The sequence below is a fragment of the Pseudomonas sp. TMB3-21 genome (genome assembly GCF_054898145.1).
Map to the genome: position 1 here is coordinate 5,185,798 of NZ_CM142718.1, position 26,070 is coordinate 5,211,867.

Sequence of the window (26,070 nt, forward strand, 5' to 3'; positions counted from 1 at the left end):
CTGATGAACCGTCAGATCACGGCCTCGACGTGCTGTTACTGCGGCGTCGGCTGCGGCGTGCTGATCGAACATGACGGCGAGCGCATCCTCGGCGTCAGCGGCGATCCGGCGCACCCGGCCAATTTCGGCAAACTGTGCAGCAAAGGTTCGACCCTGCACCTGACCGGCGACCTCACCGCCCGCGCTCTATACCCCGAATTGCGCCTGGGCAAAGGCCTCGCGCGCAGCCGCACCGACTGGGACACCGCGCTCGATCACGCCGCCAATGTCTTTGCCGAGACCGTCGCCGGGCACGGGCCGGACAGCGTGGCTTTTTACATCTCCGGCCAGTTGCTCACCGAAGATTATTACGCCTTCAACAAACTGGCGCGGGCCCTGGTGGGCACTAACAACATCGACAGCAATTCGCGGCTGTGCATGTCGTCTGCAGTGGTCGGTTACAAACGCAGCCTGGGCGCTGATGCACCGCCATGCAGCTACGAAGACCTGGAACTGAGCGACTGTGTGATGATCGTCGGCAGCAACATGGCCTACGCCCATCCGGTCTTGTTCCGACGCCTGGAGGAAGCGAAATCCCGTCGGCCGCAGATGAAAGTCATCGTCATTGACCCGCGTCGCACCGACACCTGCGACCTGGCGGACTTGCACCTGGCCATCCTGCCTGGCACCGATGTCGCCTTGTTCCATGGGATTGTGCATCTGCTGCTGAAGGAAGACTGGATTGACCGCGAGTTCATCGAAGCACACACCGACGGGCTGGAGGAACTTGAGGCGTTGGTGCGCGATTACACGCCACAGAGCGTGTCGGAGCTATGCGGGATCAGTCCCGCGCAACTGCGCCAGTGCGCCGAATGGGTGGGCACTTCGCCGAGCTTCCTGTCGCTGTGGTGCATGGGCCTGAACCAATCGACGGCGGGCAGCGCAAAAAACAGCGCCTTGATCAACCTGCACCTGGTCACCGGGCAAATCGGCCGTCCCGGTGCCGGACCTTTCTCTCTGACCGGTCAGCCGAATGCCATGGGCGGCCGGGAAACCGGCAGTTTGTCCAACCTGCTGCCGGGCCATCGCGAAGCGGCCAACGCTGAACATCGCGCTGAAGTAGCGGCTTATTGGGGCATCGAACAACTTCCGGCAAGTACGGGGCTGACCGCCATCGAGCTGTTCGAGCAGGTGGGCAGCGGCAAAATCAAGGCACTGTGGATCGCCTGCACTAACCCTGCGCAATCGCTGCCGGATCAAAATGCCGTGCGCGCGGCATTGCAGGCCTGCCCTTTTGTGGTTTTGCAGGAAGCTTTCCGCACTACAGAAACGGCCGCCTTTGCAGATCTGCTGCTACCGGCCGCGAGCTGGGGTGAAAAGGAAGGCACGGTGACTAACTCCGAGCGGCGGATTTCCCACGTGCGGCAAGCGGTAGTCGCACCGGGTGAAGCCCGTCCGGACTGGTCGATTACCGTGGATTTCGCACAACGCCTGGAGAAGCGTCTGCGTCCAGGCCAAACCAGCCTGTTTGCCTTCAAGTCACCCGCGCAGATTTTTGATGAATACAAACTGCTGACCCGCGGCCGCGACCTGGACCTGTCGGGCATCAGCCATGAGCTGATCGACCAACTCGGTCCTCAGCAATGGCCCTTCCCCTCAGGCGCGACGCACGGCACGGCACGGCTGTATCTGGATGGGGTTTTCCCCACCGCCAACGGCCGCGCGCGGTTCATTGCCGATCCTTACCTCGCAGCCAAAGAACAACGGGATGCAGAGTTCCCGCTGACCTTGCTAACCGGGCGTCTGCGCGATCAGTGGCATGGCATGAGCCGAACCGGCACGGCCGCGCAATTATTCGGTCACGTCAGCGAAGCGCAGTTGAGCCTGCACCCGGATGAGCTAGGTCGGCATTCCCTGCAATCGGGCGATCTGGTCAGCCTTCAAAGTCGTCGAGGTTCGCTGATTGTTGCCGTCGCCAGTGACGACAGCCTGCGCCCTGGGCAGGCCTTCCTGCCCATGCATTGGGGCGACCGCTTCCTCAAGGGCGGTGTCAATACAATCACTCAACCGGCGTTCGACCCCTTGTCGAAACAGCCGGAGTTGAAACACAGCGGCGTGCGTCTCGAACCGGCGAATTTGCCATGGACGCTCTTCGCTCTGGTCGAAGGTGATGTTCAACAGCATTTTGAGACGCTACGACCGCTGTGCGAAGCGTTTTCCTACGTCAGCCTCAGCTTGGCCGGTCGAGAACGTCCAGCACTGCTCATACGCGCCGCCAGCCTTACCGTGCCGGAGCCTGCCGTGCTGCACGCTATCGACCAGTGCCTGGGCCTCAGCGAAGGACCGGTGCTGACCTATGACGACCCGGGACGTGCGATTGGCAAACGGGTGCGCATCGAAAACGGCCGGATCACCGCGATTCGTCTCGCGGGTGAAACCCTTGCCCAACATTGGCTGCAAAACCTCTGGCTCGAAGGCCGCGCGGATCAGCAGTTGCGGCGCTGGTTGCTGGCGCCGCTGAGCGCACCGCCGGGCAACGCCAGCATGCCGGCGGCGGGCAGCAAAATTCTTTGCAACTGCATGAACGTCAGCCAGGGCGCCATCTGCACCGGTATCAGCAGCGGTCTGGATTTACCGGGTTTAAAACAAAAATTGGGCTGTGGCACGCAATGCGGTTCCTGCGTTCCGGAAATCAAGCGTTTGCTGGCTGCCGCTGCGCAGCCGCTCGCCATCATCTCCTGAGGAAAACACTATGAATGCAAAAGTCTGGCTGGTGGGTGCAGGCCCCGGTGACCCGGAACTGTTGACCCTCAAGGCTGTTCGGGCACTGAAGGAAGCGGCTGTGGTGTTGATCGACGATCTGGTGAACGAGGCGGTGCTTGAGCATTGTCCGCACGCGCGGATCATTCCGGTGGGCAAGCGCGGAGGCTGCCGCTCGACGCCACAGGCGTTTATTCACCGGCTGATGTTGCGCTATGCCCGCCAAGGCAAATGCGTGGTGCGGCTCAAGGGTGGCGATCCATGCATTTTCGGTCGGGGCGGTGAAGAGGCGCAGTGGTTGCGGGAACAGGGAATCGAGGTCGAACTGGTCAACGGCATAACTGCAGGTCTTGCGGGGGCGACGCAGTGCGGCATTCCCCTGACTTTGCGTGGTGTGGCCCGCGGCGTGACGCTGGTGACGGCGCACACGCAGGATGACAGCAGCCTGAACTGGCAAGCGCTGGCGCAAAGCGGCACGACCTTGGTGATTTACATGGGCGTAGCGAAGTTGAGCGAGATCCGTGAACAGTTGCTGGCCGGAGGCCTGGCTGCGGATACGCCGGTGGCGATGATTGAAAATGCATCCTTGCCGCATCAACGGGAATGTCGGAGCAACCTCACAGCAATGCAGGAAGATGCCTACATCTTTGTATTGAAGAGCCCGGCTATTCTTGTGATCGGTGAAGTGGCGGCGTACGGAGTACAGAGCGAATGGCAGCAAAACTTGCCCGCGATAACGGCAGACCAGTCGGCTTGAATGTTGCTGATTTTCCTTTCTCCAGGCAAATCGCAGACAAAGAAAAGCCCGGCCTAAGCCGGGCTTTCCTCAGAGCTGCGGCTAATTACTTAGCGTTAGCTTCAACCTGCGCTTCTACGCGACGGTTTACAGCGCGGCCAGCGTCAGTAGCGTTGTCAGCAACTGGGCGGGATTCGCCGTAGCCAACAGACTGAACGCGGGACGATTCAACACCGTACTGGTTGGTCAGAACTTGCTTAACGGCGTTTGCACGACGCTCGGACAGTTTCTGGTTGTAAGCGTCAGGACCGACGGAGTCAGTGTGACCTTCAACAGTAGTGCTGGTGGCTGGGTACTGCTTCATGAAGTCAGCCAGGTTCTTGATGTCGCCGTAGCTGTCGGTCTTAACAACAGATTTGTCGAAATCGAACTTAACGTCCAGCTCTACACGAACAACTTCAGCAACTGCTGGGCAGCCATCAGCGTCAACAGTTACGTTGGCTGGGGTGTCCGGGCACTTGTCAACGTTGTCGCAAACGCCGTCGTTGTCGCTGTCGGAGCAGACTTCAGCCGGTGCTGGAACTGGAGCAGCAGCAGGCTTGGAGCCGCCACCGAAGTTCACACCGATACCAACGCTAGGAGCCCACTCGGTGTCGCCCTGGTCGATATTGTACTGAGCTTCAACGCCGGCACGGGCGTAGAAGTTGTCAGTGAAGTACAGCTTGGCACCGCCGCCAACGTTGGCGAAGGTGGAACGGTTGCGGCCGTTGCTGCCATTCTGGTCGATGCTCTGGTCCGAGAAACCGGCCGAGACGTAAGGACGCAGCATGTCACCTGGGTTATTGAAGTGGTACAGAGCGTCCAGAGCGGTGTTAGCGCCTTTAACGTTCGTCCCGTCTTCAGTGCGCGCGTTGTGCACTTCGTCGTAGGCCAGACGCAGTTCAACGTCGTCGGTCAGGAAGTAACCGATCGAGCCGCCGAACAGGTTGCCGTTATTTTTGAAGTCGCGAGCGCTGTCGAACATTTCTTTCTTAGCGAAGCCTTCGATTTCAACTGCGCCTTGGCCTTGTGCCAGAGCGCCGAACGAAGTGGCCGCAATAAGAGAACCAATGGCCAAGCCCAAGGTGTTTTTCAGTTTCATCCGTTAAATCCCCATCTGGTGATTGTGAAGCAGTCCCGCAAACCGGGGGACAACTCGGCGGCAAGTCTATCAGAACTTGCCTACACGTAAGAGATATTTGCGTCGAACTAAGTTTCAGCCACGCCTGCAAATTTCTCACGCAATTTATCTAGAGCACGTTTGTAACGCATTTTTGTCGCACTCAAACCCATATGCATGATATCCGCGATCTCCTGAAATTCCAGCTCTGCGACAAATCGTAGCACCAGAATTTCCCTGTCGATCGGGTTTACATACACCAGCCAGCGATCAAGTCCGCCCTTTTCTTCAGGGTTCGGCGCCTTTTCTTCAGACGCTTCCTCAAGCGGGTCCAGACTCAAAGCATCCATCAAGCGACGCTTTCGCCGTTCCTTCCGATACTGAGTGATGCATTCGTTGTACGTGATGCTGTAGAGCCAGGTTTTGAACTTCGATTTCCCCTCGAAGTTCTTCAGGCCATACAACACCTTCAACATCACCTCCTGACAGACATCGTCTGCGTCGCGATCGTTCCCAAGATATCGTGCACAGACGTTAAATAATGTTCGCTGGTAACGCCGCATCAATTCTTCATAGGCGCGCGTTACGTGAAACAGCTCGGTATGCGCGCGCGCGACCAACTCCTCATCAGAGAGCTCGCGGGGGTCGTAGCGCGTAGAGAGCGATTGAGCTTTATTCAAAACAAGTCGGGCCGACAGTCAGGTCAATGTCCGCCGCAACCCTGATGGGCATTTGCGGCGGCATACATTAGCAGGGTTTGCCGGGTTAGCGGCTACTCACATGCTGCTCCAGCAAGATCCGATTAGAGAGAGAGACTAGCTCACCCTCGTCGGTCAGCAGTGTGGTTTTAACCGTGCCGATCTCTTCGATCTGCCCTTCGACCTCGCCAACACGCACTTGTTGCCCAACCTCATACAACTCACGCACATAGATTCCCGCAAGAATCTGACCGGCAATTTCCCGGCTTCCAAGCCCCATGGCCAGCGCTACCGCCAGACCAACGGTAATCAATACGATGACAATCACGTGGTTCAGCAGGTCAGTCTTGACCTCCAACTGGCTGATTGCCACCGAAATACTGATGATAATCACCAGGCCCTGGGCAATTCGCCCCAGCCCTGAAGCGTAGTCCAGCCCTACGCCTTCTGCCGCGCCACGCACCAGCCCGTTGGCCAGTTGCGCCAGCAGCACGCCCACCAGCAACACCAGCGCGGCGCCAAATACTTTCGGCAAATACAGCGCAAGCATATCAAGCGTAGCTGAGACTCGCTCAAGTCCAAGAGATTCCGCTGCAGAAACCAGGAATATCAGCAAAACGAACCAGTAGACGATTTTGCCGATCAGCGTCGAAATCGGCACCTGCAGGCCAGCCCGGGACAATAATTTTGTCAGACCGGTGCCGCCCATCAGGCGATCTAGCCCCAGCTTAGCCAGCAACTTGGACAACAGGGTGTCCAGCAGCTTGGCGACCACGAAGCCCAACAGCAGCACAACCAGTGCGCCGAACAGGTTCGGGATGAAATTCGCAATCTTGGTCCACAACGCAGTCATTGCAGTGACGAGGCTCTGAGTCCAGAGATCAAGTTCCATATTCAATCAGCCTTATCAGCGGTGCGAACGGTAGGTTTGCGACGACGGGAAACCGGCGAGACGTGTGCCGATCCGTTATTCAGGGCGATCATCAACGCGGGCAGCCAGCGGCCCAACAGGCTGAACAGGTCGCCAGCGCCGACCTGGCGGTTAGCGGTTTTCAACACACGGCCAAGGCACGCATCATCGTCGCGGGTGGACGGTGAAGCGTTCAGCATGTCGCGTAAAGACTGTTCAAACGGATCGTGCATACGCACCTCTCGTGATGTCTGTGAAAGACGCGGCCAAATTTGCACAGGTCACATGACGCATTGTCAGACCCAACGCAAACGTCGGAATAACCACCACTGCCCAAGCGCCACGGATGCCACCAGCAGGCAGGCAATCATGAAACCATAAGGGCTTTCGGAGAAGGGAATTCCTCCCACGTTGATCCCCAACAAACCGGTCAGAAAACTCATCGGCAAAAAGATCCCGGTGATGATCCCGAAGCGATACATCGTGCGGTTCATGCGCACGCTCAAGCGTCTGTCTTCGGCCTCGAGGACCAGCCCCACCCGCTCGCGGGTCAACTCCAGCTCTTCCAGATAGCGGGTAAGACTGTTGTTCAATTCGTTCCAGTAATCGCCGTCATCTTCGACGAACCAAGGCAGTTTCAAGCGCGTCAGTTGGCCGAAAATTTCCCGTTGCGGCGCCAGGAATCGCTTCAGCGCAGCGGCCCGCCGGCGGATCTGCAAAATGGCACCATGCTCGGGTGTATACCGTTCGTCGGCATCCAGTTTTTCTTCTTCTTCATCGACCACTTCCGAGAGGCAACTGACCAGATCCTGCACCTTGTTGGTGAGGTACTGCGCCATATAAAGAATGAGCTCGGATGCGGTTTTCGGCCCCTTGCCTTCAGCCAGCTCCATCAGCAATTCGTCGGTGGCGCGCAACGGTCGCAGCCGCAGGGAAATAACCCGCTGTGCCGCCGCGAAAATGCGCACCGAGACCATGTCTTCCGGCTCGGCCCCGGGGTTGAGGTTGACCCCGCGCAAGAACAGCAACAGTTCGGAATCCGGCAGCGCGAGCAGGCGCGGCCGGGTGTTTTCTTCGAGCAGCAGGTCGCAACTGAATTCGCTCAGCCCGCTGGATTTGCGCAGCCAGGTCTGAGTTTGCGGGTGACTGCGATCCCAGTGCAGCCACAGGCTTTCATGCGCCTGCAGCTGCAATTCGTCGAGTTCTGTCCGGGCTATCGAACGCGCACCGCCTTTACCATCCAGCACCAGGGCATGCACCAGCCCCCACTGCGCGTTGTCTTCCTCGAACATCCTCACCCCTTGATTGATTCGCGATTTATTCAGGCATTTTCAGCGGACTTGGCGAAATGATCACGCCATTGTTGTCCGCGTAAACGTAGTGACCCGGATGGAAGGTCACGCCCGCGAAGGTGACAGCCACGTTGAGGTCACCGATGCCGCGCTTGTCGGTCTTCATCGGATGACTGGCCAGGGCCTGAACCCCAAGATCAGTCTGTGCGATGACGTCCACGTCGCGAATGCAGCCGTAGATCACCAGACCCTCCCAGCCGTTTTTCGCGGCTTTCTCGGCCAGCATGTCACCGAGCAGCGCCCGCCGCAGCGAACCGCCACCATCGACTACCAGCACTTTTCCTTTACCGTCCAGCTCGACCTGTTCCTTGACCAGCGAGTTGTCTTCGAAGCACTTGATGGTCACGATTTCGCCGCCGAAGGAATCGCGGCCGCCGAAATTGCTGAACATCGGTTCCAGCACCTGCACCAGCTCCGGATAGGCGTCGCACAGGTCAGGCGTAAGGTAATGGTTCATCGAAAAACTCCTGTAGAAAAGAAGACGTCGAGGATGTCGCAATGTGACCGGAAAAGCGTAATGCGTCATAGCTTAGCCGTAAGCCGATCAGAGCGGAATGCCCTTGATAGAGCGTCAGCCTCCGACCACTGCGGCCAGTACCGGATGGTCGCCGAGCAGAAGCGTTTGCTGATCGCCCAGCCAACGAGCCACCAACGGCCAGACTTCGATTTGCGCCGCCTTGCTGACGAGCATCTCGACATGGCCGAAATCATCGCCAAAGCCTTGCTCGCGGCTCAGGACAAGAAATTGCTTGTGCTCTGAACCCAGCTGATCGAACAGTTTCTGACACGCCCATGCCGGATCCTGGTGATCACCTGCCGCGCTCACGGCCAGCACCGGTAGTTTCACCTCGGCCAACCCCGCCCACCAGTCCTTATCAGCGTCGCCAAAACGTCCGAACAAGCCATACCAGCGCATGCTCTCCAAGGCCAGACCGATCGGCTCGTCCTCTGGCCCGCGCTTGAGCCGCGAACCGGACAGCTGCGCGAAACGCTTGAGAATGAAGCGACCGCCCCACTCCACCGGTGGAATCTTCAACGGCCAGTATGTGCGGCTGACTTGCGTGCCGAAGAACGCGGCAGACGCCACCACTGGCTCACCGATGTATTCGCCGCCCAGCGCCGCCGCCAGAGTAATGCCCCCCAGCGAATGGCCGACCCAGTGCGGGACCTGGCCGCTCTGCTCACGAACGAAGGCGCCGATCGCTGGCAAATCATGACGGGCGTAGTCGGCGACACGGTTTCTGCGGTAGTTGTGGTTGCGCCGGGAAAGGCCATGACCGCGCATTTCGGGAATCCACACATCGAATCCCAGGCGGGCCAGGTAAGCGCCCAGCCCCAAGCCTTTCGGCGAAAACCAGAAGCGCCGATTGGAAAAACTGCCGTGCAACAGAATCACCGGTACGCCACGCACGGCCGGTTCATCGGCCAGGCCAAGGCGGGTGACGGCCAGCTCGACAGTTCCGTCGGGGCTGTTGCCGGGTTTCAAACGATAAACGTCTTCGCTCAGATCGCCGCGCCGCTCGGCGCTGATCAGGGCGACAGGAAACAGGTTGCTGCTGCTTTGCATAATGCTCTTGCACAAAAAAGGGCGGCTTCCAGAGGAGCCCGCCCTGATTGAATCAAAAAAAACGGCCGCCGCTGACTTCATGTCCATCCCTGTAGGAGCCGGCTTGCTGGCGATGCAGGCACCGAGGTCTGTCAGGGAACCGTGGTGATGCAATCGCCAGCAAGCCGGCTCCTACAAAGGCATTTGAGCGGACGTTTTACACCATCAAGCCGGCGCTTGACCTTCAGCCAGGAAGAACCAGGTTTCCAGCACGGAATCGGGGTTCAACGAAACGCTTTCGATGCCCTGCTCCATCAGCCATTTGGCCAGGTCCGGGTGGTCCGAAGGGCCCTGACCGCAGATGCCGATGTACTTGCCGGCCTTGTTGCACGCGGCGATGGCGTTGGCCAACAGCTTTTTGACTGCAGGGTTACGCTCGTCGAACAGGTGCGCGATGATCCCGGAGTCACGGTCCAGGCCCAGCGTCAGCTGAGTCAGGTCGTTGGAGCCGATGGAGAAGCCGTCGAAGAACTCGAGGAATTCCTCAGCCAGGATCGCGTTGGACGGCAGTTCGCACATCATGATCACGCGCAGACCGTTGTCACCACGCGCCAGACCGTTTTCAGCCAGCAGGTCGACAACCTGGCTCGCTTCGCCGAGGGTACGGACGAACGGCACCATGATTTCGACGTTGGTCAGGCCCATCTCGTTGCGCACGCGCTTGAGGGCGCGGCATTCGAGTTCGAAGCAATCACGGAACGCTTCGCTGATGTAACGCGAGGCGCCACGGAAGCCCAGCATCGGGTTTTCTTCTTCCGGCTCATATAGCTTGCCGCCGATCAGGTTCGCGTATTCGTTGGACTTGAAGTCCGACAGGCGCACGATGACCTTTTTCGGGTAGAACGCTGCAGCCAGGGTGCTGATGCCTTCGACCAGTTTCTCGACATAGAAGCCGACCGGGTCATCGTAGCCAGCAATGCGCTTGTCGACGCTGTCCTTGATGTCTTGCGGCAGACCGTCATAGTTCAGCAATGCCTTGGGGTGCACGCCGATCATACGGTTGATGATGAATTCCAGACGGGCCAGGCCCACACCGGCATTCGGCAGCTGCGCAAAGTCGAAGGCGCGGTCCGGGTTACCGACGTTCATCATGATCTTGAACGGCAGATCCGGCATGGCATCCACGGAGTTCTTCTTGATGTCGAAGCCCAGTTCGCCTTCGAAAATGTAGCCGGTGTCGCCTTCTGCACAGGACACGGTCACGCCCTGGCCGTCTTTCAACAACTGGGTGGCGTTGCCGCAACCGACCACGGCCGGGATGCCCAGTTCGCGAGCGATGATCGCCGCGTGGCAGGTACGCCCGCCACGGTTGGTGACGATGGCACTGGCGCGCTTCATGACCGGTTCCCAGTCCGGGTCGGTCATGTCGGACACCAGCACGTCGCCCGGCTGGACTTTGTCCATCTCGGACACGTCCTTGATGATGCGGACCTTGCCGGCGCCGATGCGCTGGCCGATGGCGCGACCTTCAACCAGCACGGTGCCGGTTTCTTTCAACAGGTAGCGTTCCATGACGTTGGCCGACGTGCGGCTCTTCACGGTTTCAGGACGCGCCTGAACGATGTAGAGCTTGCCGTCGTCGCCGTCTTTGGCCCACTCGATGTCCATCGGGCACCCGTAGTGCTTCTCGATGATCATCGCTTGCTTGGCCAGCTCGCTGACTTCGGCGTCGCTCAGGCAGAAGCGCGCGCGATCAGCCTTGTCGACGTCGATGGTCTTGACCGATTTGCCGGCCGTGGCGACTTCGCCGTAGATCATCTTGATGGCTTTGCTGCCCAGGTTGCGGCGCAAAATGGCTGGACGACCGGCGGCCAGCGTGTGTTTGTGCACGTAGAACTCATCCGGGTTGACCGCACCTTGTACAACGGTTTCGCCCAGGCCGTAAGCGCCGGTGATGAACACCACGTCACGGAAACCCGATTCAGTATCGAGGGTGAACATTACGCCGGCGGTACCCGTTTCGGAGCGGACCATGCGCTGCACGCCAGCCGACAGGGCGACCAGTTTGTGGTCGAAGCCCTGGTGCACGCGGTAGGAAATGGCACGGTCGTTGAACAGTGAAGCGAACACCTCTTTGGCGGCGCGAATAACGTTTTCGACACCCCGGATGTTGAGGAAGGTTTCCTGCTGACCGGCGAAGGAAGCGTCCGGCAAGTCTTCGGCGGTAGCGGAAGAGCGCACGGCCACGGCCATGTCAGGGTTGCCAGCCGACAGCGTGGCAAACGCGGTGCGGATCTCGGCGTTGAGCTTCTCGGGGAATTCGGCTTCCATGATCCACTGACGGATCTGCGCGCCGGTCTTGGCGAGGGCGTTCACATCATCGACGTCCAGGGCGTCGAGGGCGGCGTGGATCTGATCGTTCAGGCCGCTCAGTTCCAGAAAATCACGATATGCCTGAGCTGTCGTGGCAAAGCCACCAGGTACCGATACACCGGCGCCCGCCAGGTTGCTGATCATCTCGCCCAGGGATGCGTTCTTGCCCCCCACGTGCTCAACGTCGTGTTTGCCGAGCTTATCGAGGGAAACTACGTACTCTACCAAGGTGATCTCTCCACTAACTGTGTTGGAAAAGCTCAGAAGCCGGCGCTCTGGAAGAGCATTTGCCAGCTATATGGCCTGGACCTGGAAAATAAGTGAGAATGCGAGCCACTGGCGGCCGGCAAATCGCGCCTATCATATCCAAGAATCTTCATTAGCTTAAAGGCCCAAGGTGCAAATGAAACGATCTGCTTTCTTTATCTCCGATGGCACCGGCATTACTGCCGAAACCCTGGGTCAAAGCCTCCTGGCGCAGTTCGAAAACATTACCTTCAGCAAATTCACGCGGCCGTACATCGACAACGTGGATAAAGCGCGGGCCATGGTACAACAAATCAACAAAGCCGCTGAAACCGACGGCTTCCGGCCGATTATCTTCGACACCATCGTCAATCAGGACATCCGTGAGATCCTGGCAATGTCGAATGGTTTCATGATCGACATTTTCTCGACCTTCCTGGCCCCGCTCGAACAGGAACTCACCGAGCATTCTTCCTATACCGTGGGCAAATCCCACTCTATCGGGACCAACTCCAACTATATGGAGCGTATCGAGGCGGTGAACTTCGCCCTCGATAATGACGATGGCGCCCGCACGCATTATTACGACAAGGCCGACCTGATCCTGGTGGGCGTGTCGCGCTGCGGCAAGACGCCGACCTGTTTGTACATGGCCATGCAGTTCGGCATTCGCGCGGCGAACTATCCGCTGACCGAAGACGACATGGAACGCCTGCAATTGCCGAGCGCCCTGCGCGCCCACCAGCACAAGCTGTTTGGCCTGACGATCGACCCGGACCGCCTTACCGCGATCCGCAACGAGCGCAAGCCCAACAGCCGCTATTCGAGTTACGCGCAGTGCGAATTCGAAGTGCGCGAGGTGGAGAACCTGTTTCGCCGCGAGAACATCCCGCACATCAACTCCACGCATTTTTCGGTGGAAGAGATTTCCGCGAAAATTCTGGTGGAGAAAGGCGTGGAGCGGCGGTTCAAGTAAAGTTGTGGTCACTGCGTGGCCGCCTTCGCGAGCAGGCTCGCTCCCACAGTTGATCTGCTTCTTCAGACACAACACAGTCAAATGTGGGAGCGAGGCCGCTTTCGCGAGCAGGCTCGCTCCCACAGGGTTCAGCATTGTCTGCATATTTTTCAGTCAACACAGATCAAATGTGGGAGCGAGCCTGCTCGCGAAGAACGATGACTCGGTGTAACTCCTAGATCACAAACAAATCCACAAACCGGTTCACCGGCGTCGCCTCAAGCGCTGCCTGATCCTTGCACAACGCAAAAATCTCCTCACTTCGCTGACCGGTGAATCGTGTCAGCAGGTTCGCCCTGAACTTGTCCTCCAGCAATGGAATGCCTTCAGCACGGCGCCGACGGTGGCCGATCGGATACTCCACCACCACGTTCGCGGTGCTCGTACCGTCCTTGAAAAACACCTGGATCGCATTGGCAATGGAGCGTTTGTCCGGCTCCAGATACTCACGCGTGTACTGGGGGTTTTCGACAATGACCATTTTCTCGCGCAATACATCGATGATCGGATGGGCTGCGTGAAAGTCGTCTTCGTAGTACTCGGCGATCAGGTTACCGAAGGCCAGCGGCACGGCGGTCATGTACTGAATGCAGTGGTCGCGGTCAGCCGCATTGGCCAGCGGACCGACTTTGGAGATGATGCGGATTGCCGACTCATGGGTGGTGATGACGATTTTGTCGATGTCGTGCAGGCGATTCCTCACCTGCGAATGCAAGGTCACTGCCGCTTCACAAGCGGTTTGCGCGTGGAATTCGGCAGGAAAACTGATTTTGAACAGCACGTTTTCCATCACGTAAGTGCCGTACGGCCGGCTGAAGCTGAAGGCACGTTTGTCTTCTGCCTTGAGCGCCAGGTCGTTATTGATATGACTGAACAACACATCGTAGAAACCCCACTGCCTGGCGGTCAGCACGCCGGGGATGCCCATCTCCCCGCGCATGGCGATGTCTGCCAGGCGCACTCCTCGACTGGTCGCATCGCCCGCCGCCCAGGATTTGCGCGAGCCGGCGTTGGGCGCATGGCGATACGTGCGCAGTGCCTGACCATCGGCGAATGCATGGGACAAAGCGGACAGCAGTTGCTGACGATTGGCGCCCATGAGTTTCGCAGTGACAGCGGTCGAGGCGACTTTGACCAGAATGACGTGATCAAGGCCTACACGGTTGAACGAGTTTTCCAGGGCGATCACGCCTTGAATCTCATGGGCCATGATCATCGCTTCGAGCACCGCGCGGATCGTCAGCGGCGCGTCGCCATTGGCCAAACGCTTCTGCGACAGGTGATCGGCGACCGCGAGAATTGCGCCGAGATTGTCCGAGGGATGGCCCCATTCGGCAGCCAGCCAGGTGTCGTTATAGTCGAGCCAACGGACGATGCAGCCGATGTCCCACGCCGCTTTCACCGGATCAAGGCGGTAGCTGGTGCCCGGTACCCGCGCGCCGTGCGGGACGACAGTGCCTTCCACGATCGGACCGAGGTGCTTGGTGCATTCGGGAAAGCGCAGCGCCAACAGCCCACAGCCAAGGGTGTCGATCAGGCAGTTGCGTGCGGTGTTCAGCGCTTCCTCAGACTCGACTGTATAAGTGAGAACGTAGTCTGCGATGTCCTGCAGGACCGAATCGTAGTCGGGGCGGTTGTTCTGGTCGACGTTGGTGCTCATGTTCGATTCACTCGTGAGGTGGTTCGTTGATGGGACCTCGGTTCAGGACTGATTTTCTTTATTGTTGGAATTCGTTCCCTGTAGGAGCCGGCTTACTGGCGATCCAGGCAACCCGGTGTGTCAGGCAGACCGAGGTGCCTGGATCGCCAGCAAGCCGGCTCCTACAAGAGCGTTGTATGAATCTAGAATGAATCGCCCGGCACGCGCACGAAGCCTTCCATCAATACCCGCGCGCTGCGGCTCATGATGGCTTTTTTCACTGTCCACTCGCCGTTCACTTGCGTCGCTTGCGCGCCCACGCGCAACGTGCCGGACGGATGCCCGAAGCGCACAGCGTTGCGCTCGACGCCGCCCGCTGCCAGGTTGACCAACGTGCCGGAGATCGCCGCCGCCGTGCCGATCGCCACCGCCGCGGTGCCCATCATCGCGTGGTGCAATTTGCCCATCGACAACGCCCGCACCAACAAGTCGATGTCCCCGCCGTTAATCGCCTTGCCGCTCGACGCAATGTAATCCGCCGGTCTGGCGACGAATGCGACTTTCGGCGTGTGCTGCCGTTTCGCGGCTTCGTCGAGACTGGAGATCAGGCCCATGCGCAACGCGCCGTATGCGCGGATGGTCTCGAACATCGCCAGCGCTTTCAGATCGCCATTGATCGCGCCCTGCAACTCAGTGCCGGTGTAACCGATGTCTTCAGCGTTGACGAATATCGTCGGGATCCCGGCATTGATCAGTGTCGCCTTGAAGGTGCCAACGCCGGGCACTTCGAGGTCGTCAATGAGGTTGCCGGTGGGGAACATCGAACCGCCAGCGCCCTCTTCTTCCGCTGCCGGGTCGAGAAATTCAAGCTGCACTTCAGCAGCAGGAAAGGTCACGCCGTCGAGTTCGAAGTCACCGGTTTCCTGCACTTCGCCGTTGGTGATTGGCACATGGGCAATGATGGTCTTGCCGATGTTGGCCTGCCACACGCGCACCACTGCAACGCCGTTTTGCGGAATACGGCTGGCGTCCACCAGGCCATTGCTGATGGCGAACGAACCGACGGCCGCCGACAGGTTGCCGCAGTTGCCGCTCCAGTCGACGAAAGGCTTGTCGATGGAGACCTGACCGAATAGGTAATCGACGTCGTGATCGGCCTTGGTGCTTTTCGACAGGATCACGGTTTTGCTGGTGCTGGAGGTCGCACCGCCCATGCCGTCGATCTGTTTGTCATACGGGTCCGGGCTGCCGATGACCCGCAGCAACAACGCATCCCGCGCCGGGCCTGGGGTTTGCGCCGCTGCGGGGAGGTCGTTGAGGCTGAAGAACACGCCTTTGCTGGTGCCGCCGCGCATGTAGGTGGCGGGAATCTTTATTTGAGGTGCGTGAGCCATGGGTGCTCCTTCATAGCGAGCGAAGGACTTGAAGTCCCCTGCTCGCACATCGTGTTTTTAGACGGCAACCGCCGATTCTTCGAGGAAGTCCTGGGCGAAGCGTTGCAGCACGCCGCCCGCCTCGTAGATCGAGACTTCTTCCGCCGTGTCGAGACGGCAGGTCACCGGCACCTGAAGGGTTTCGCCGTTCGTGCGATTGATCACCAGCGTCAATTGCGCGCGCGGGGTACGTTGGCCGATCACGTCATAGGTTTCACTGCCGTCGATGCCCAGCGTGTGACGATCGGTGCCCGGCAGAAACTCCAGCGGCAGCACGCCCATGCCGACCAGATTGGTGCGGTGAATGCGCTCGAAACCTTCTGCGGCAATCGCTTCCACGCCAGCCAGACGCACACCTTTTGCCGCCCAGTCGCGGGACGAGCCCTGTCCGTAGTCGGCGCCGGCAATAATGATCAGCGGCTGCTTGCGCTCCATGTAGGTTTCGATAGCTTCCCACATGCGCATCACCTGACCTTCAGGCTCAACCCGGGCCAGCGAGCCCTGCTTGACCTTGCCATTTTCCCGGACCATTTCGTTGAACAGTTTCGGGTTGGCGAAGGTTGCGCGCTGTGCGGTGAGGTGGTCGCCACGGTGCGTTGCGTAAGAGTTGAAGTCCTCTTCCGGCAGGCCCATTTTCGCCAGGTATTCGCCGGCGGCGCTGTCGAGCATGATCGCGTTCGACGGCGACAGGTGATCGGTGGTGATGTTATCCGGCAGCACTGCCAGCGGGCGCATGCCCTTGAGTGGGCGTGCCCCGGCCAACGCGCCTTCCCAGTACGGCGGACGCCGGATGTAGGTGCTCATTTCGCGCCAGTCATACAGCGGCGTGACCTTCGGCCCGGAGTCTTCATGGATGGCGAACATCGGGATGTAAACCTGGCGGAACTGCTCAGGTTTGACCGAGGCTTTGACGACGGCGTCGATTTCTTCGTCGCTCGGCCAGATGTCTTTCAGGCGGATTTCCTTGCCGTCGGCGTCGAGGCCCAGCACGTCTTTTTCGATGTCGAAACGAATGGTCCCGGCGATGGCGTAGGCGACTACCAGCGGTGGCGATGCGAGGAACGCGTTTTTCGCGTACGGGTGGATCCGGCCGTCGAAGTTGCGGTTGCCGGAGAGTACGGCGGTCGCGTACAGATCGCGGTCGATGATTTCTTGCTGGATCACCGGATCGAGCGCGCCGGACATGCCGTTGCAGGTGGTGCAGGCGAACGCCACCACGCCGAAACCGAGCTGCTCCAGCTCATGGGTCAGGCCGGCTTCATCAAGGTACAGTGCCACGGTTTTCGAACCCGGCGCCAACGACGATTTGACCCACGGTTTGCGGGTCAGGCCGAGCTTGTTGGCATTACGCGCCAGCAGGCCGGCGGCGATCACGTTGCGCGGGTTGCTGGTGTTGGTGCAACTGGTGATGGCGGCGATGATCACCGCGCCGTCCGGCATTTGCCCGGGCACCTCGTCCCACTGGCCGGAGATGCCTTGCGCGGCCAGATCCGAGGTGGCGACGCGAGCGTGCGGATTGCTCGGGCCGGCCATGTTGCGCACCACCGAAGACAGATCGAAAGTCAGGCCGCGTTCGTACTGCGCGCCCTTCAGGCTGTCGGCCCACAGGCCGGTGGTCTTGGCGTAAGTCTCGACCAGCTGGACCTGCTCGTCTTCACGACCGGTGAGTTTGAGGTAATCGATGGTTTGCTGATCGATATAGAACATCGCGGCGGTGGCGCCGTATTCCGGAGCCATGTTGGAAATGGTCGCACGGTCGCCGAGGGTCAGTTTTGAGGCGCCTTCGCCGAAGAATTCCAGCCATGCGCCGACGACTTTTTGCTTGCGCAGGAATTCCGTCAACGCCAGCACCATGTCGGTGGCGGTGATGCCCGGCTGCAGCTTGCCGGTCAGTTCGACGCCGACGCTTTCCGGCAGTCGCATCCACGACGCGCGGCCAAGCATCACGCTCTCCGCTTCCAGCCCGCCGACGCCGATGGCGATCACGCCCAACGCATCCACGTGCGGCGTGTGGCTGTCGGTGCCGACGCAGGTGTCGGGGAACGCAACGCCGTCACGCACCTGAATCACCGGGGACATTTTCTCCAGGTTGATCTGGTGCATGATGCCGTTGCCGGGCGGAATCACATCAACGTTCTTGAACGCCTTTTTTGTCCAATTGATGAAGTGGAAACGGTCTTCGTTGCGCCGGTCTTCGATGGCGCGATTCTTTTCGAACGCTTCTGGATCAAAGCCGCCACGCTCGACCGCTAGTGAGTGGTCGACGATCAATTGCGTCGGCACTACCGGGTTGACTTGCGCGGGGTCGCCACCTTGCAAGGCGATGGCGTCACGCAGGCCGGCGAGGTCGACCAAGGCGGTCTGGCCGAGAATATCGTGGCAGACCACGCGCGCCGGGAACCAAGGGAAGTCGAGGTCGCGTTTGCGCTCGATGAATTGCTTCAGGGAATCGGTGAGCGTGGTCGGGTCGCAGCGACGCACGAGGTTTTCCGCCAGCACGCGGGAGGTGTATGGCAGCGTGTCGTAGGCGCCAGGCTGAATGGCCTCGACCGCCGCACGGACGTCGAAATAATCCAGATGGCTGCCGGGCAGCGGTTTACGGAATTCAGTGTTCATCGTCAGGACTCGGTCACGGTAATTGCGAAAAGCTGGGGCGTGGCAGCAGATTTGAACTGAACACGATCCACTGTGGGAGCGAGCCTGCTCGCGATGACGGAGTCACATCCGACATTGACGTCGACTGACCCACCGCTATCGCGAGCAGGCTCGCTCCCACAAGGATCTGCGTAGAGTCCAGATCCCGGTTAAGCCCGCCCCAACCGGTCAGCGTTGTTCGATTGGCACGAACTTGCGCTGTTCGACGCCGGTGTACTCGGCGCTCGGGCGGATGATGCGGTTGTTGGCGCGTTGTTCGAACACGTGCGCAGCCCAGCCGGTCAAGCGCGAGCAGACGAAAATCGGTGTGAACAACTTGGTCGGAATGCCCATGAAGTGGTACGTCGACGCATGGTAGAAGTCGGCGTTCGGGAACAGTTTTTTCTGCTCCCACATGGTTTTGTCGATGGCTTCGGAGACCGGAAACAACACCGTGTCACCCACTTCATCGGCGAGCTTTTTCGACCAGGCCTTGATCACCTCGTTGCGCGGATCGTTGTCCTTATAAATCGCGTGACCGAAGCCCATGATCTTGTCCTTGCGCTCGAGCATGCCGAGGGTGCCTTTGACCGCCTCTTCCGGCGAGCCGAAGCGCTCGATCATTTCCATCGCCGCTTCGTTGGCCCCGCCATGCAAGGGGCCGCGCAGCGAACCGATGGCCGCCGTCACGCAGGAGAACAGATCAGACAAGGTCGAAGCGCAGACTCGAGCCGTGAACGTCGAAGCATTGAATTCGTGTTCCGCGTAGAGAATCAGCGAAACGTTCATCACTTTGACGTGCAACTCGCTCGGCTTTTTATCGTGCAGCAAATGCAGAAAATGGCCGCCGAGGGTTTGTTCGTCGCTGACGCAATTGATGCGCTTGCCGTCGTGACTGAAGCGATACCAGTAGCACATGATCGCCGGGAAGGCGGCCAGCAGGCGGTCGGTTTTGTCGTGCTGCTCGGAGAAGTCTTTTTCCGGCTCCAGGTTGCCCAGGAACGAGCAGCCGGTGCGCATCACATCCATCGGGTGGGCGTCGGCGGGGATGCGTTCCAGCACTTCTTTCAAAGCTTGCGGCAGGTCACGCAGCTTGCCGAGTTTGCTTTGATAATCGGCCAGTTGCGCCTTGGTTGGCAGCTCGCCGAACAGCAGCAGATAGGCCACTTCTTCGAATTGCGCGTCAGCCGCCAGTTCGCGAACGTCGTAGCCGCGATAAGTCAGACCGGCACCCGACTGGCCCACGGTGGACAATGCGGTTTGCCCGGCAACCTGGCCCCGGAGCCCGGCGCCACTGAGTACTTTTGCTTCGGCCATTTGCTGTCTCCAATTTTTGAATTTGTTAGGGAATCGGCAATTGTTAACGCGTCATTTCGTAGCAGCTGTCGAGCAGCGCGAGGCTGCGTTCGGCTGCGAACCAGTTTGCGAGTCCTTCGGCCTCGGACGCAGCCTCGCAGGCTCGGCAGCTGCTACACAGACCGGATTACTTCTTTGCGTTCGCGGCAAACAACGCATCGAGCTTCTGCTCGAAGGTGTGATAGTCGATGCGATCGTAAAGCTCCATGCGAGTCTGCATGGTGTCGATGACGTTCTGCTGCGTGCCGTCGCGGCGGATCGCGGTGTAGACATTTTCCGCCGCCTTGTTCATCGCGCGGAACGCCGACAATGGGTATAGCACCAGCGACACGTCGGCACCGGCCAATTGCTCGGTGGTGTACAGCGGCGTCGCGCCGAATTCGGTGATGTTGGCCAGAATCGGCGCTTTCACGCGGCTGGCGAACAGCTTGTACATGTCCAGTTCGGTGATGGCTTCGGGGAAGATCATGTCAGCGCCGGCTTCGATGCACGCGGCTGCACGATCCAGCGCAGACTCGAGGCCTTCCACTGCCAATGCGTCGGTACGCGCCATGATTACGAAGCTGTCATCGGTGCGCGCATCGACGGCCGCTTTGATGCGGTCGACCATCTCCTGCTGCGAAACGATCTCTTTGTTAGGGCGATGACCGCAGCGCTTGGCGCCGACCTGGTCTTCGATGTGAATCGCTGCAGCGCCGAACTTGATCATCGATTTGACCGTGCGCGCGACGTTGAACGCCGACGAGCCAAAACCGGTGTCGACGTCCACCAGCAGCGGCAGATCGCAGACGTCGGTGATGCGGCGCACGTCGGTGAGCACGTCATCCAGGCCGGTAATGCCCAAGTCCGGCACGCCGAGAGAGCCGGCAGCCACACCGCCACCGGACAGATAAATAGCTTTGAAACCGGCGCGCTTGGCCAGCAACGCGTGGTTGGCGTTGATCGCGCCAACCACTTGCAGCGGATGCTCGCTGGCGACCGCATCGCGGAAACGCTGGCCTGGAGTGCTCTTGTTGGAACTCATGACTCACCTCGTTCAGTGGCTGTCGGGTTAGCGCCGCCCTGGTAATGACGGGCGATATTGCGTTTGGACGCGCCGATGTGGCGGCGCATCAACAACTCGGCCAGCTCACCGTCACGGTCGGCGATGGCATCGAGAATCCGGTGGTGCTCGGCGAAGGCCTGATGCGGGCGGTTGGGCGTGGTGGAAAACTGGATGCGGTACATGCGCACCAGTTGATACAACTCGCCGCAGAGCATCTGCGTCAGGGTGCGGTTGCCACTGCCCTGGATAATCCGGTAATGAAAGTCGAAATCGCCTTCCTGCTGGTAATAGCCAACACCCGCCTGAAATGCCTCATCGCGCTCGTGGGTTTCGAGGACGCGGCGCAGTTCGTCGATTTCTTCGGCGGTCATGCGTTCAGCAGCCAGACGGCAGGCCATGCCTTCGAGGGATTCGCGGATTTCGTAGAGTTCGATCAGTTCAGCGTGACTCAGGGAAACAACCCGCGCACCGACGTGCGGTATGCGCACCAGCAAGCGCTGGCCTTCGAGCCGGTGGATGGCTTCGCGCAACGGTCCGCGGCTGATGCCGTAGGTGCGAGCGAGTTCTGGCTCGGAAATTTTGCTGCCCGGGGCGATCTCGCCTTTGACGATGGCTGCCTGAATGCGGCGGAAGACGTTTTCGGAGAGGGTTTCCGTGTCGTCCTGGATGACGGGGGGATCGAGTTGAGCCAGCATATTGTCGACACCTTTAAAGCTGATGCCGTGAAAATTAGCTAATGCCGGGGGTTTAGTCAAAGGATAAATAGGTATTGTCGACAATCGTCTAATAACGCATTTTTTTAGGTATACGCATCCCCCTGTAGGAGCCGAGCTTGCTCGCGATGGCGGTGTGTCAAGTGACGTGGATTTTTTGAAGGTGTACATATCCGTTGCTGCGGTCAGGGCTGCTATTGGTTCCGCCCTTACGGCGGGTCACTTGGAAGAGCGCCAAGTAACCAAGCGCCAGCGCCCCTGACGTACGGTGGCTCGCTAAGGCTCGCCATGCCCTCGCTCCGGTCCTGCTCCGTGGGCCCGCTGCCATCGGCCATCCATGGCCGGCGGCAGCTAACCCGGCATCCTTGCCGGGTTGCCCACTGCGCAGAACCTGCGCTCGGCCTTCCGACGGGGCAGATCAAGATCAAGATCAAGATCTGAAGCAAAGCAACGGCGCCATCCGGGCAGGATCATTCTGTCCGATACGACACAGGACCCGTAGCAGCTGGCGCAGCCTGCGTCCGGCTGCGCAGCAGTCGTCTATTCTGCGCACTGGTCCATCTGACAAACCGCGTTGCCCGATATACGACTGCTGCGCAGCCGGACGCAGGCTGCGCCAGCTGCTACACGGTTTTGTGTGGTGGCGGAACACCGCGAGCCAGGTCGGCTATCAGGCCGCCTCGGCGGCTGTGGCGTTTAGCGCACCGTCGGAAGGCTGAGCGCAGGTTCTGCGCAGTGGGCAACCCGGCATGGATGCCGGGTTAGGCGCGCACGGCCAAGGATGGCCGATCGCGCCGGGCCCACGGAGCAGGACCGGAGCGAAGGCATGGCGAGCCTAGGCGAGCCACCGGACGTCAGAGGCAAGAGCCCTTGGTTAGTTGGGGCCGGGCCGCGCAGGCTTTTCCAAGTGACTCGCCGTAAGGGCGAAACCAATATCGGCATCACCGGAGCAACGGATATGTACACCGACAAAACCTAATCGCCCAAGACGCAGCCATCGCCTCCACAGGTAATCTCACAAAGCGGTCCGCCTGATAAAGCACCAACCCCCAACCACTCATAGCCGCTGGCCAGCGCTGGCGCCATAAAACCACCGTGCTAGAATGCCGCCCGCATTTGTCTCTGACATCTGCCCTGCCTGGCGCAAAAAAATGGCCAGGCACACGCGGGAGCTTGCGCATTCATTATTGCCAGGGCCTAGAATCGACACACGGACCGCTGCGCATCAGGATCTATGAGACTCAAGCCTTTCCCAACATTTTTATATCTACTCTGCCTGCCCGGCATCGCCGCCGCGGGGGGGAAAACCGTGTACGGCCTTAACGAGTACGCTTCCCTGGACGGCATCAACCTGGAGGTCGCCGCCAAACTCGACACTGGTGCGAAAACCGCCTCTCTGAGCGCCCGTGACATCAAGCGTTTCAAACGTGATGGCGAATCCTGGGTGCGTTTCTACCTGGCCATCGACGCTGCACATTCGCACCCCATCGAACGGCCACTAGCCCGGGTCAGCAAGATCAAACGTCGCGCTGGCGACTATGATCCTGATGAAGGCAAAAAATACACTGCCCGTCCGGTCATCGAGCTGGACATCTGCATGGGCTCGGCCTTACGCAGTATCGAAGTGAACCTGACCGACCGCAGCGCCTTCCAATACCCGCTGCTGATCGGCTCCGAAGCGCTTAAACGCTTCGACGCGCTGGTCGACCCAAGTCTTAAATACGCTGCTGGCAAACCTGCCTGCGCCACCGACGCACATACCGCAGAGTAATCACCATGCGCTCTCTTACCCTTCATCTGAAATTCCTGATCGCCATCCTGGTGGTGCTGGGCATTTCGATTACGGCCTATCAGATTTTCGTGCTCGGCATTCCGGTCACCGAAGACGCCACCGACGACTTATGGAACATCGACGCCAAGGTCGAGTTCGTCGCCAGCACCAAAGATCCGGTCAAGATCCAGATGTTCGTGCCACCGCTGAGCCGCGATTACGTGAGTCTCAACGAGAGCTTCATTTCCAACAATTACGGCGTCGCCGTGAACCGCGTCGACGGCAACCGCAAGGTCACCTGGTCAGCGCGTCGCGCCAAGGGCAATCAGACTCTTTATTACCGTCTGGTGCTGACCAAGCGTTACACCGGGGAAAAGTCCAAGGTCAAAGGTCCGACCTTCCGCGACAGCATCGCCGTCGAAGGTGCAGAAAAGGTGGCTGTCGAAGCCTTGCTCGCGCCGATCCGCCAGCACTCGGCCGACGTCGAGACGTTCATCGGCGAAGCCATCAAGCGTGTGAACAATGTCAATGATGACAATGTGAAGCTGCTGCTGGGCGGCGATCCATCAGTCGGGCATAAGGCAAAAATCGTCGAACTGCTGCTGTCGCTCGCTCACGTACCGGTTGAAAAGGTCCACACCATCCGGCTGGTCGCCGATCAGCCGCAGTCACCTGAACTCTGGCTGCGCAGCTTCAACGGCGCCGACTGGCTGTTCTTCAATCCCGAGACCGGTGAACAGGGCCTGCCGACCGACCGCCTGCTGTGGTGGACCGGCGATGAAAACCTGATCACGGTCGATGGCGGCAAGAAAGCCACTGTCACCTTCAGCATGAACAACAGCGAGATGAACGCGATTCGCCTGGCCAAGTTGACCGACGAAAACACCGACGCCAATTTCCTCGAATATTCGTTGTACGGCTTGCCACTGCAAACCCAGCAGACGTTCATGATCATGGTCATGATCCCGATTGGTGTGCTGGTGATCCTGATCCTGCGCAACCTGATCGGGCTGCAGACGCTCGGCACGTTTACCCCGGTGCTGATCGCCCTCGCCTTTCGCGAAACCCAGCTGGGTTTCGGCATCATCCTGTTCACGGTAATCACCGCGCTGGGACTGTCGCTGCGCTCCTACCTTGAACACCTGAAACTGCAGATGTTGCCGCGCCTGTCGGTAGTGCTGACCTTCGTTGTGGTGTTGATTGCGGCGATCAGCCTGTTCAGCCACAAACTCGGGCTGGAACGCGGACTGTCGGTCGCGCTGTTCCCGATGGTGATTTTGACCATGACCATCGAGCGTCTGTCGATCACGTGGGAAGAACGCGGTGCCAGTCATGCAATGAAAGTGGCGATCGGCACGCTGTTCGCCGCCGCGCTGGCGCACCTGATCATGAGCGTGCCGGAACTGGTGTACTTCGTGTTCACCTTCCCGGCGATCCTGCTGATTCTCGTCGGCTTCATGCTGGCCATGGGTCGCTATCGCGGTTACCGCCTGACGGAACTGGTGCGTTTCAAGGCATTCCTGAAGAAGGCTGACGCCTGATGTTCGGTTTCTGGAAGACCTGGAAGGCCCTGGAAGCCCGGGGCATCATGGGCATCAATCGACGCAATGCGGACTACGTGCTGAAGTACAACAAGCGCAGCCTGTACCCGATCGTCGATGACAAGATCATCACCAAAGAGCGCGCCATCGCTGCCGGCATCCATGTGCCGGAGCTGTACGGCGTGATTTCCACGGAAAAGGAAATCGACAACCTCACCGAGATCATCGGCGGGCGCAGTGATTTCGTGATCAAACCGGCGCAGGGCGCGGGCGGCGACGGCATCATTGTGATCGCCGACCGCTTCGAGGGGCGTTATCGCACGGTCTCCGGGAAGATCATCAGCCACGAGGAAATCGAGCACCATGTCTCGAGCATCCTCACCGGCCTCTATTCGCTGGGCGGTCACCGGGACCGGGCGCTGGTCGAATACCGGGTGATCCCGGACCAGATCTTCAAAAGCATCAGCTACGAAGGCGTGCCGGACATTCGCATCATCGTGTTGATGGGTTATCCGGTGATGGCGATGTTGCGCCTGCCTACCCGTCAGTCCGGCGGCAAGGCCAACCTGCACCAGGGCGCTATCGGCGTCGGTGTCGATCTGGCAACCGGCCTGACGCTGCGCGGCACCTGGCTGAACAACATCATCACCAAACACCCGGACACAACCAATGCAGTGGATGGCGTGCAGCTGCCCTACTGGGACGGTTTCATGAAACTTGCTGCCGGCTGTTATGAGCTGTGCGGGTTGGGTTACATCGGTGTCGACATGGTGCTTGACCAGGAAAAAGGCCCGCTGATTCTCGAGCTGAACGCCCGCCCGGGGTTGAATATTCAGATTGCCAATGATTGTGGCCTGACATTGCGAACGCACGCGGTCGAAGCACGGCTCGAAGATCTCAAGGCTCGCGGCGTGGTCGAGACGGTTGAGGAGCGGATGGCGTTTGTGCAGGAAATGTTCGGGCATATTCCAGCGGTCGAGGGCTGACCCAGGTCCTGCGTCGCGCCCATCGCGAGCAAGCTTGCTCCTACAGAGCCCGTGGCAAGCAGCCCACCCGGCACAACACAAATCCCGCAGGAGCCTGGCTTGCCAGCGATGACGGCCGGGCAAGCGCAGCAGGTCTTACACCCTGCCACCCACCTGCCAATCGCCGACGTCACCACTA

20 protein-coding genes are annotated in these 26,070 nt (G+C 59.5%); 6 read left to right on the forward strand and 14 right to left on the reverse strand.

The features are described 5' to 3' along the window. The first annotated feature begins 3 nt into the window (after positions 1-3). Positions 4-2,721 carry a nitrate reductase gene (locus tag ACYZTS_RS23600; protein WP_461992426.1) on the forward strand — a complete coding sequence of 906 codons (2,718 nt, stop codon included), beginning with the start codon at positions 4-6 and terminating at the stop codon, positions 2,719-2,721. A 10-nt stretch (positions 2,722-2,731) separates the two neighbouring features. Beyond that, entirely contained in the window at positions 2,732-3,496 is a 765-nt protein-coding gene (cobA, locus tag ACYZTS_RS23605; RefSeq protein ID WP_461992428.1) for a uroporphyrinogen-III C-methyltransferase, read from the forward strand. Positions 3,497-3,581: 85 nt separating this feature from the next. Here cobA and ACYZTS_RS23610 read toward each other — a convergent pair whose 3' ends face one another. The 8 genes from ACYZTS_RS23610 to ppsA all read right to left on the reverse strand — a co-directional run bounded on the left by ACYZTS_RS23610 (position 3,582) and on the right by ppsA (position 11,741). Beyond that, positions 3,582-4,616 (reverse strand): OmpA family protein, encoded by a 1,035-nt coding sequence (locus tag ACYZTS_RS23610; protein WP_028621384.1) that lies wholly within the window; start codon positions 4,614-4,616, stop codon positions 3,582-3,584. Positions 4,617-4,723: 107 nt separating this feature from the next. Beyond that, the gene (sigX, locus tag ACYZTS_RS23615) at positions 4,724-5,314 is read right to left on the reverse strand and encodes an RNA polymerase sigma factor SigX (protein ID WP_461992430.1); all 591 of its coding nucleotides are present in this window, start codon (positions 5,312-5,314) and stop codon (positions 4,724-4,726) included. 85 nt (positions 5,315-5,399) lie between these two features. Continuing rightward, positions 5,400-6,224: a mechanosensitive ion channel family protein gene (locus ACYZTS_RS23620; RefSeq protein WP_028621382.1), complete on the reverse strand. Its 825-nt coding sequence runs from the start codon at positions 6,222-6,224 to the stop codon at positions 5,400-5,402. A gap of 2 nt (positions 6,225-6,226) precedes the next feature. Beyond that, positions 6,227-6,475, reverse strand: coding sequence for a hypothetical protein (locus ACYZTS_RS23625; RefSeq protein ID WP_028621381.1), 249 nt, complete (start codon positions 6,473-6,475; stop codon positions 6,227-6,229). A gap of 63 nt (positions 6,476-6,538) precedes the next feature. Then, a complete protein-coding gene (locus ACYZTS_RS23630; protein WP_461992433.1) occupies positions 6,539-7,534 on the reverse strand; it encodes a zinc transporter ZntB in 996 nt (331 codons plus the stop codon). 25 nt (positions 7,535-7,559) lie between these two features. Then, positions 7,560-8,051 carry a ribonuclease E activity regulator RraA gene (rraA, locus tag ACYZTS_RS23635; RefSeq protein ID WP_461992434.1) on the reverse strand — a complete coding sequence of 164 codons (492 nt, stop codon included), beginning with the start codon at positions 8,049-8,051 and terminating at the stop codon, positions 7,560-7,562. A gap of 114 nt (positions 8,052-8,165) precedes the next feature. Beyond that, on the reverse strand, positions 8,166-9,161 hold the full coding sequence (locus ACYZTS_RS23640; RefSeq protein ID WP_461992436.1) for an alpha/beta fold hydrolase: 996 nt from the start codon (positions 9,159-9,161) through the stop codon (positions 8,166-8,168). 204 nt (positions 9,162-9,365) lie between these two features. Beyond that, complete coding sequence (ppsA, locus tag ACYZTS_RS23645; RefSeq protein WP_028621377.1) at positions 9,366-11,741, reverse strand: phosphoenolpyruvate synthase; 2,376 nt, start codon at positions 11,739-11,741, stop codon at positions 9,366-9,368. A gap of 175 nt (positions 11,742-11,916) precedes the next feature. Between ppsA and ppsR the strand changes: the two genes are divergently transcribed. Next, positions 11,917-12,735, forward strand: a complete 819-nt coding sequence (ppsR, locus tag ACYZTS_RS23650; protein ID WP_028621376.1) for a posphoenolpyruvate synthetase regulatory kinase/phosphorylase PpsR — start codon at positions 11,917-11,919, stop codon at positions 12,733-12,735. Between the two features lie 214 nt (positions 12,736-12,949). Here the strand turns inward: ppsR and prpD are convergent, their stop codons facing one another. The 6 genes from prpD to ACYZTS_RS23680 all read right to left on the reverse strand — a co-directional run bounded on the left by prpD (position 12,950) and on the right by ACYZTS_RS23680 (position 21,576). Continuing rightward, entirely contained in the window at positions 12,950-14,434 is a 1,485-nt protein-coding gene (prpD, locus tag ACYZTS_RS23655; protein ID WP_461992438.1) for a 2-methylcitrate dehydratase, read from the reverse strand. Positions 14,435-14,616: 182 nt separating this feature from the next. Then, a complete protein-coding gene (gene prpF, locus ACYZTS_RS23660; protein WP_461992440.1) occupies positions 14,617-15,807 on the reverse strand; it encodes a 2-methylaconitate cis-trans isomerase PrpF in 1,191 nt (396 codons plus the stop codon). A 57-nt stretch (positions 15,808-15,864) separates the two neighbouring features. Next, positions 15,865-18,462 carry a Fe/S-dependent 2-methylisocitrate dehydratase AcnD gene (acnD, locus tag ACYZTS_RS23665; protein ID WP_461992442.1) on the reverse strand — a complete coding sequence of 866 codons (2,598 nt, stop codon included), beginning with the start codon at positions 18,460-18,462 and terminating at the stop codon, positions 15,865-15,867. Between the two features lie 207 nt (positions 18,463-18,669). After that, positions 18,670-19,797 carry a bifunctional 2-methylcitrate synthase/citrate synthase gene (gene prpC, locus ACYZTS_RS23670; RefSeq protein WP_461992444.1) on the reverse strand — a complete coding sequence of 376 codons (1,128 nt, stop codon included), beginning with the start codon at positions 19,795-19,797 and terminating at the stop codon, positions 18,670-18,672. Between the two features lie 166 nt (positions 19,798-19,963). Next, positions 19,964-20,860 (reverse strand): methylisocitrate lyase, encoded by an 897-nt coding sequence (gene prpB / locus ACYZTS_RS23675; RefSeq protein ID WP_461992446.1) that lies wholly within the window; start codon positions 20,858-20,860, stop codon positions 19,964-19,966. Next, complete coding sequence (locus ACYZTS_RS23680) at positions 20,857-21,576, reverse strand: GntR family transcriptional regulator (protein ID WP_461992448.1); 720 nt, start codon at positions 21,574-21,576, stop codon at positions 20,857-20,859. The genes prpB and ACYZTS_RS23680 overlap by 4 nt, the downstream gene beginning before the upstream one ends. A 1,252-nt stretch (positions 21,577-22,828) precedes the next feature. Between ACYZTS_RS23680 and rloA the strand changes: the two genes are divergently transcribed. From rloA to ACYZTS_RS23695, 3 genes are read left to right on the forward strand one after another with little or no spacing between them, the layout of a single operon-like run. Further along, positions 22,829-23,365, forward strand: a complete 537-nt coding sequence (rloA, locus tag ACYZTS_RS23685; RefSeq protein ID WP_028624240.1) for a retropepsin-like aspartic peptidase RloA — start codon at positions 22,829-22,831, stop codon at positions 23,363-23,365. Between the two features lie 5 nt (positions 23,366-23,370). Next, positions 23,371-24,906: an osmotic stress tolerance membrane protein RloB gene (gene rloB, locus ACYZTS_RS23690; RefSeq protein ID WP_028624239.1), complete on the forward strand. Its 1,536-nt coding sequence runs from the start codon at positions 23,371-23,373 to the stop codon at positions 24,904-24,906. Next, a complete protein-coding gene (locus tag ACYZTS_RS23695) occupies positions 24,906-25,892 on the forward strand; it encodes an alpha-L-glutamate ligase-like protein (protein ID WP_028624238.1) in 987 nt (328 codons plus the stop codon). Before rloB ends, ACYZTS_RS23695 begins: the two co-directional genes overlap by 1 nt. Positions 25,893-26,070 lie beyond the last annotated feature (178 nt).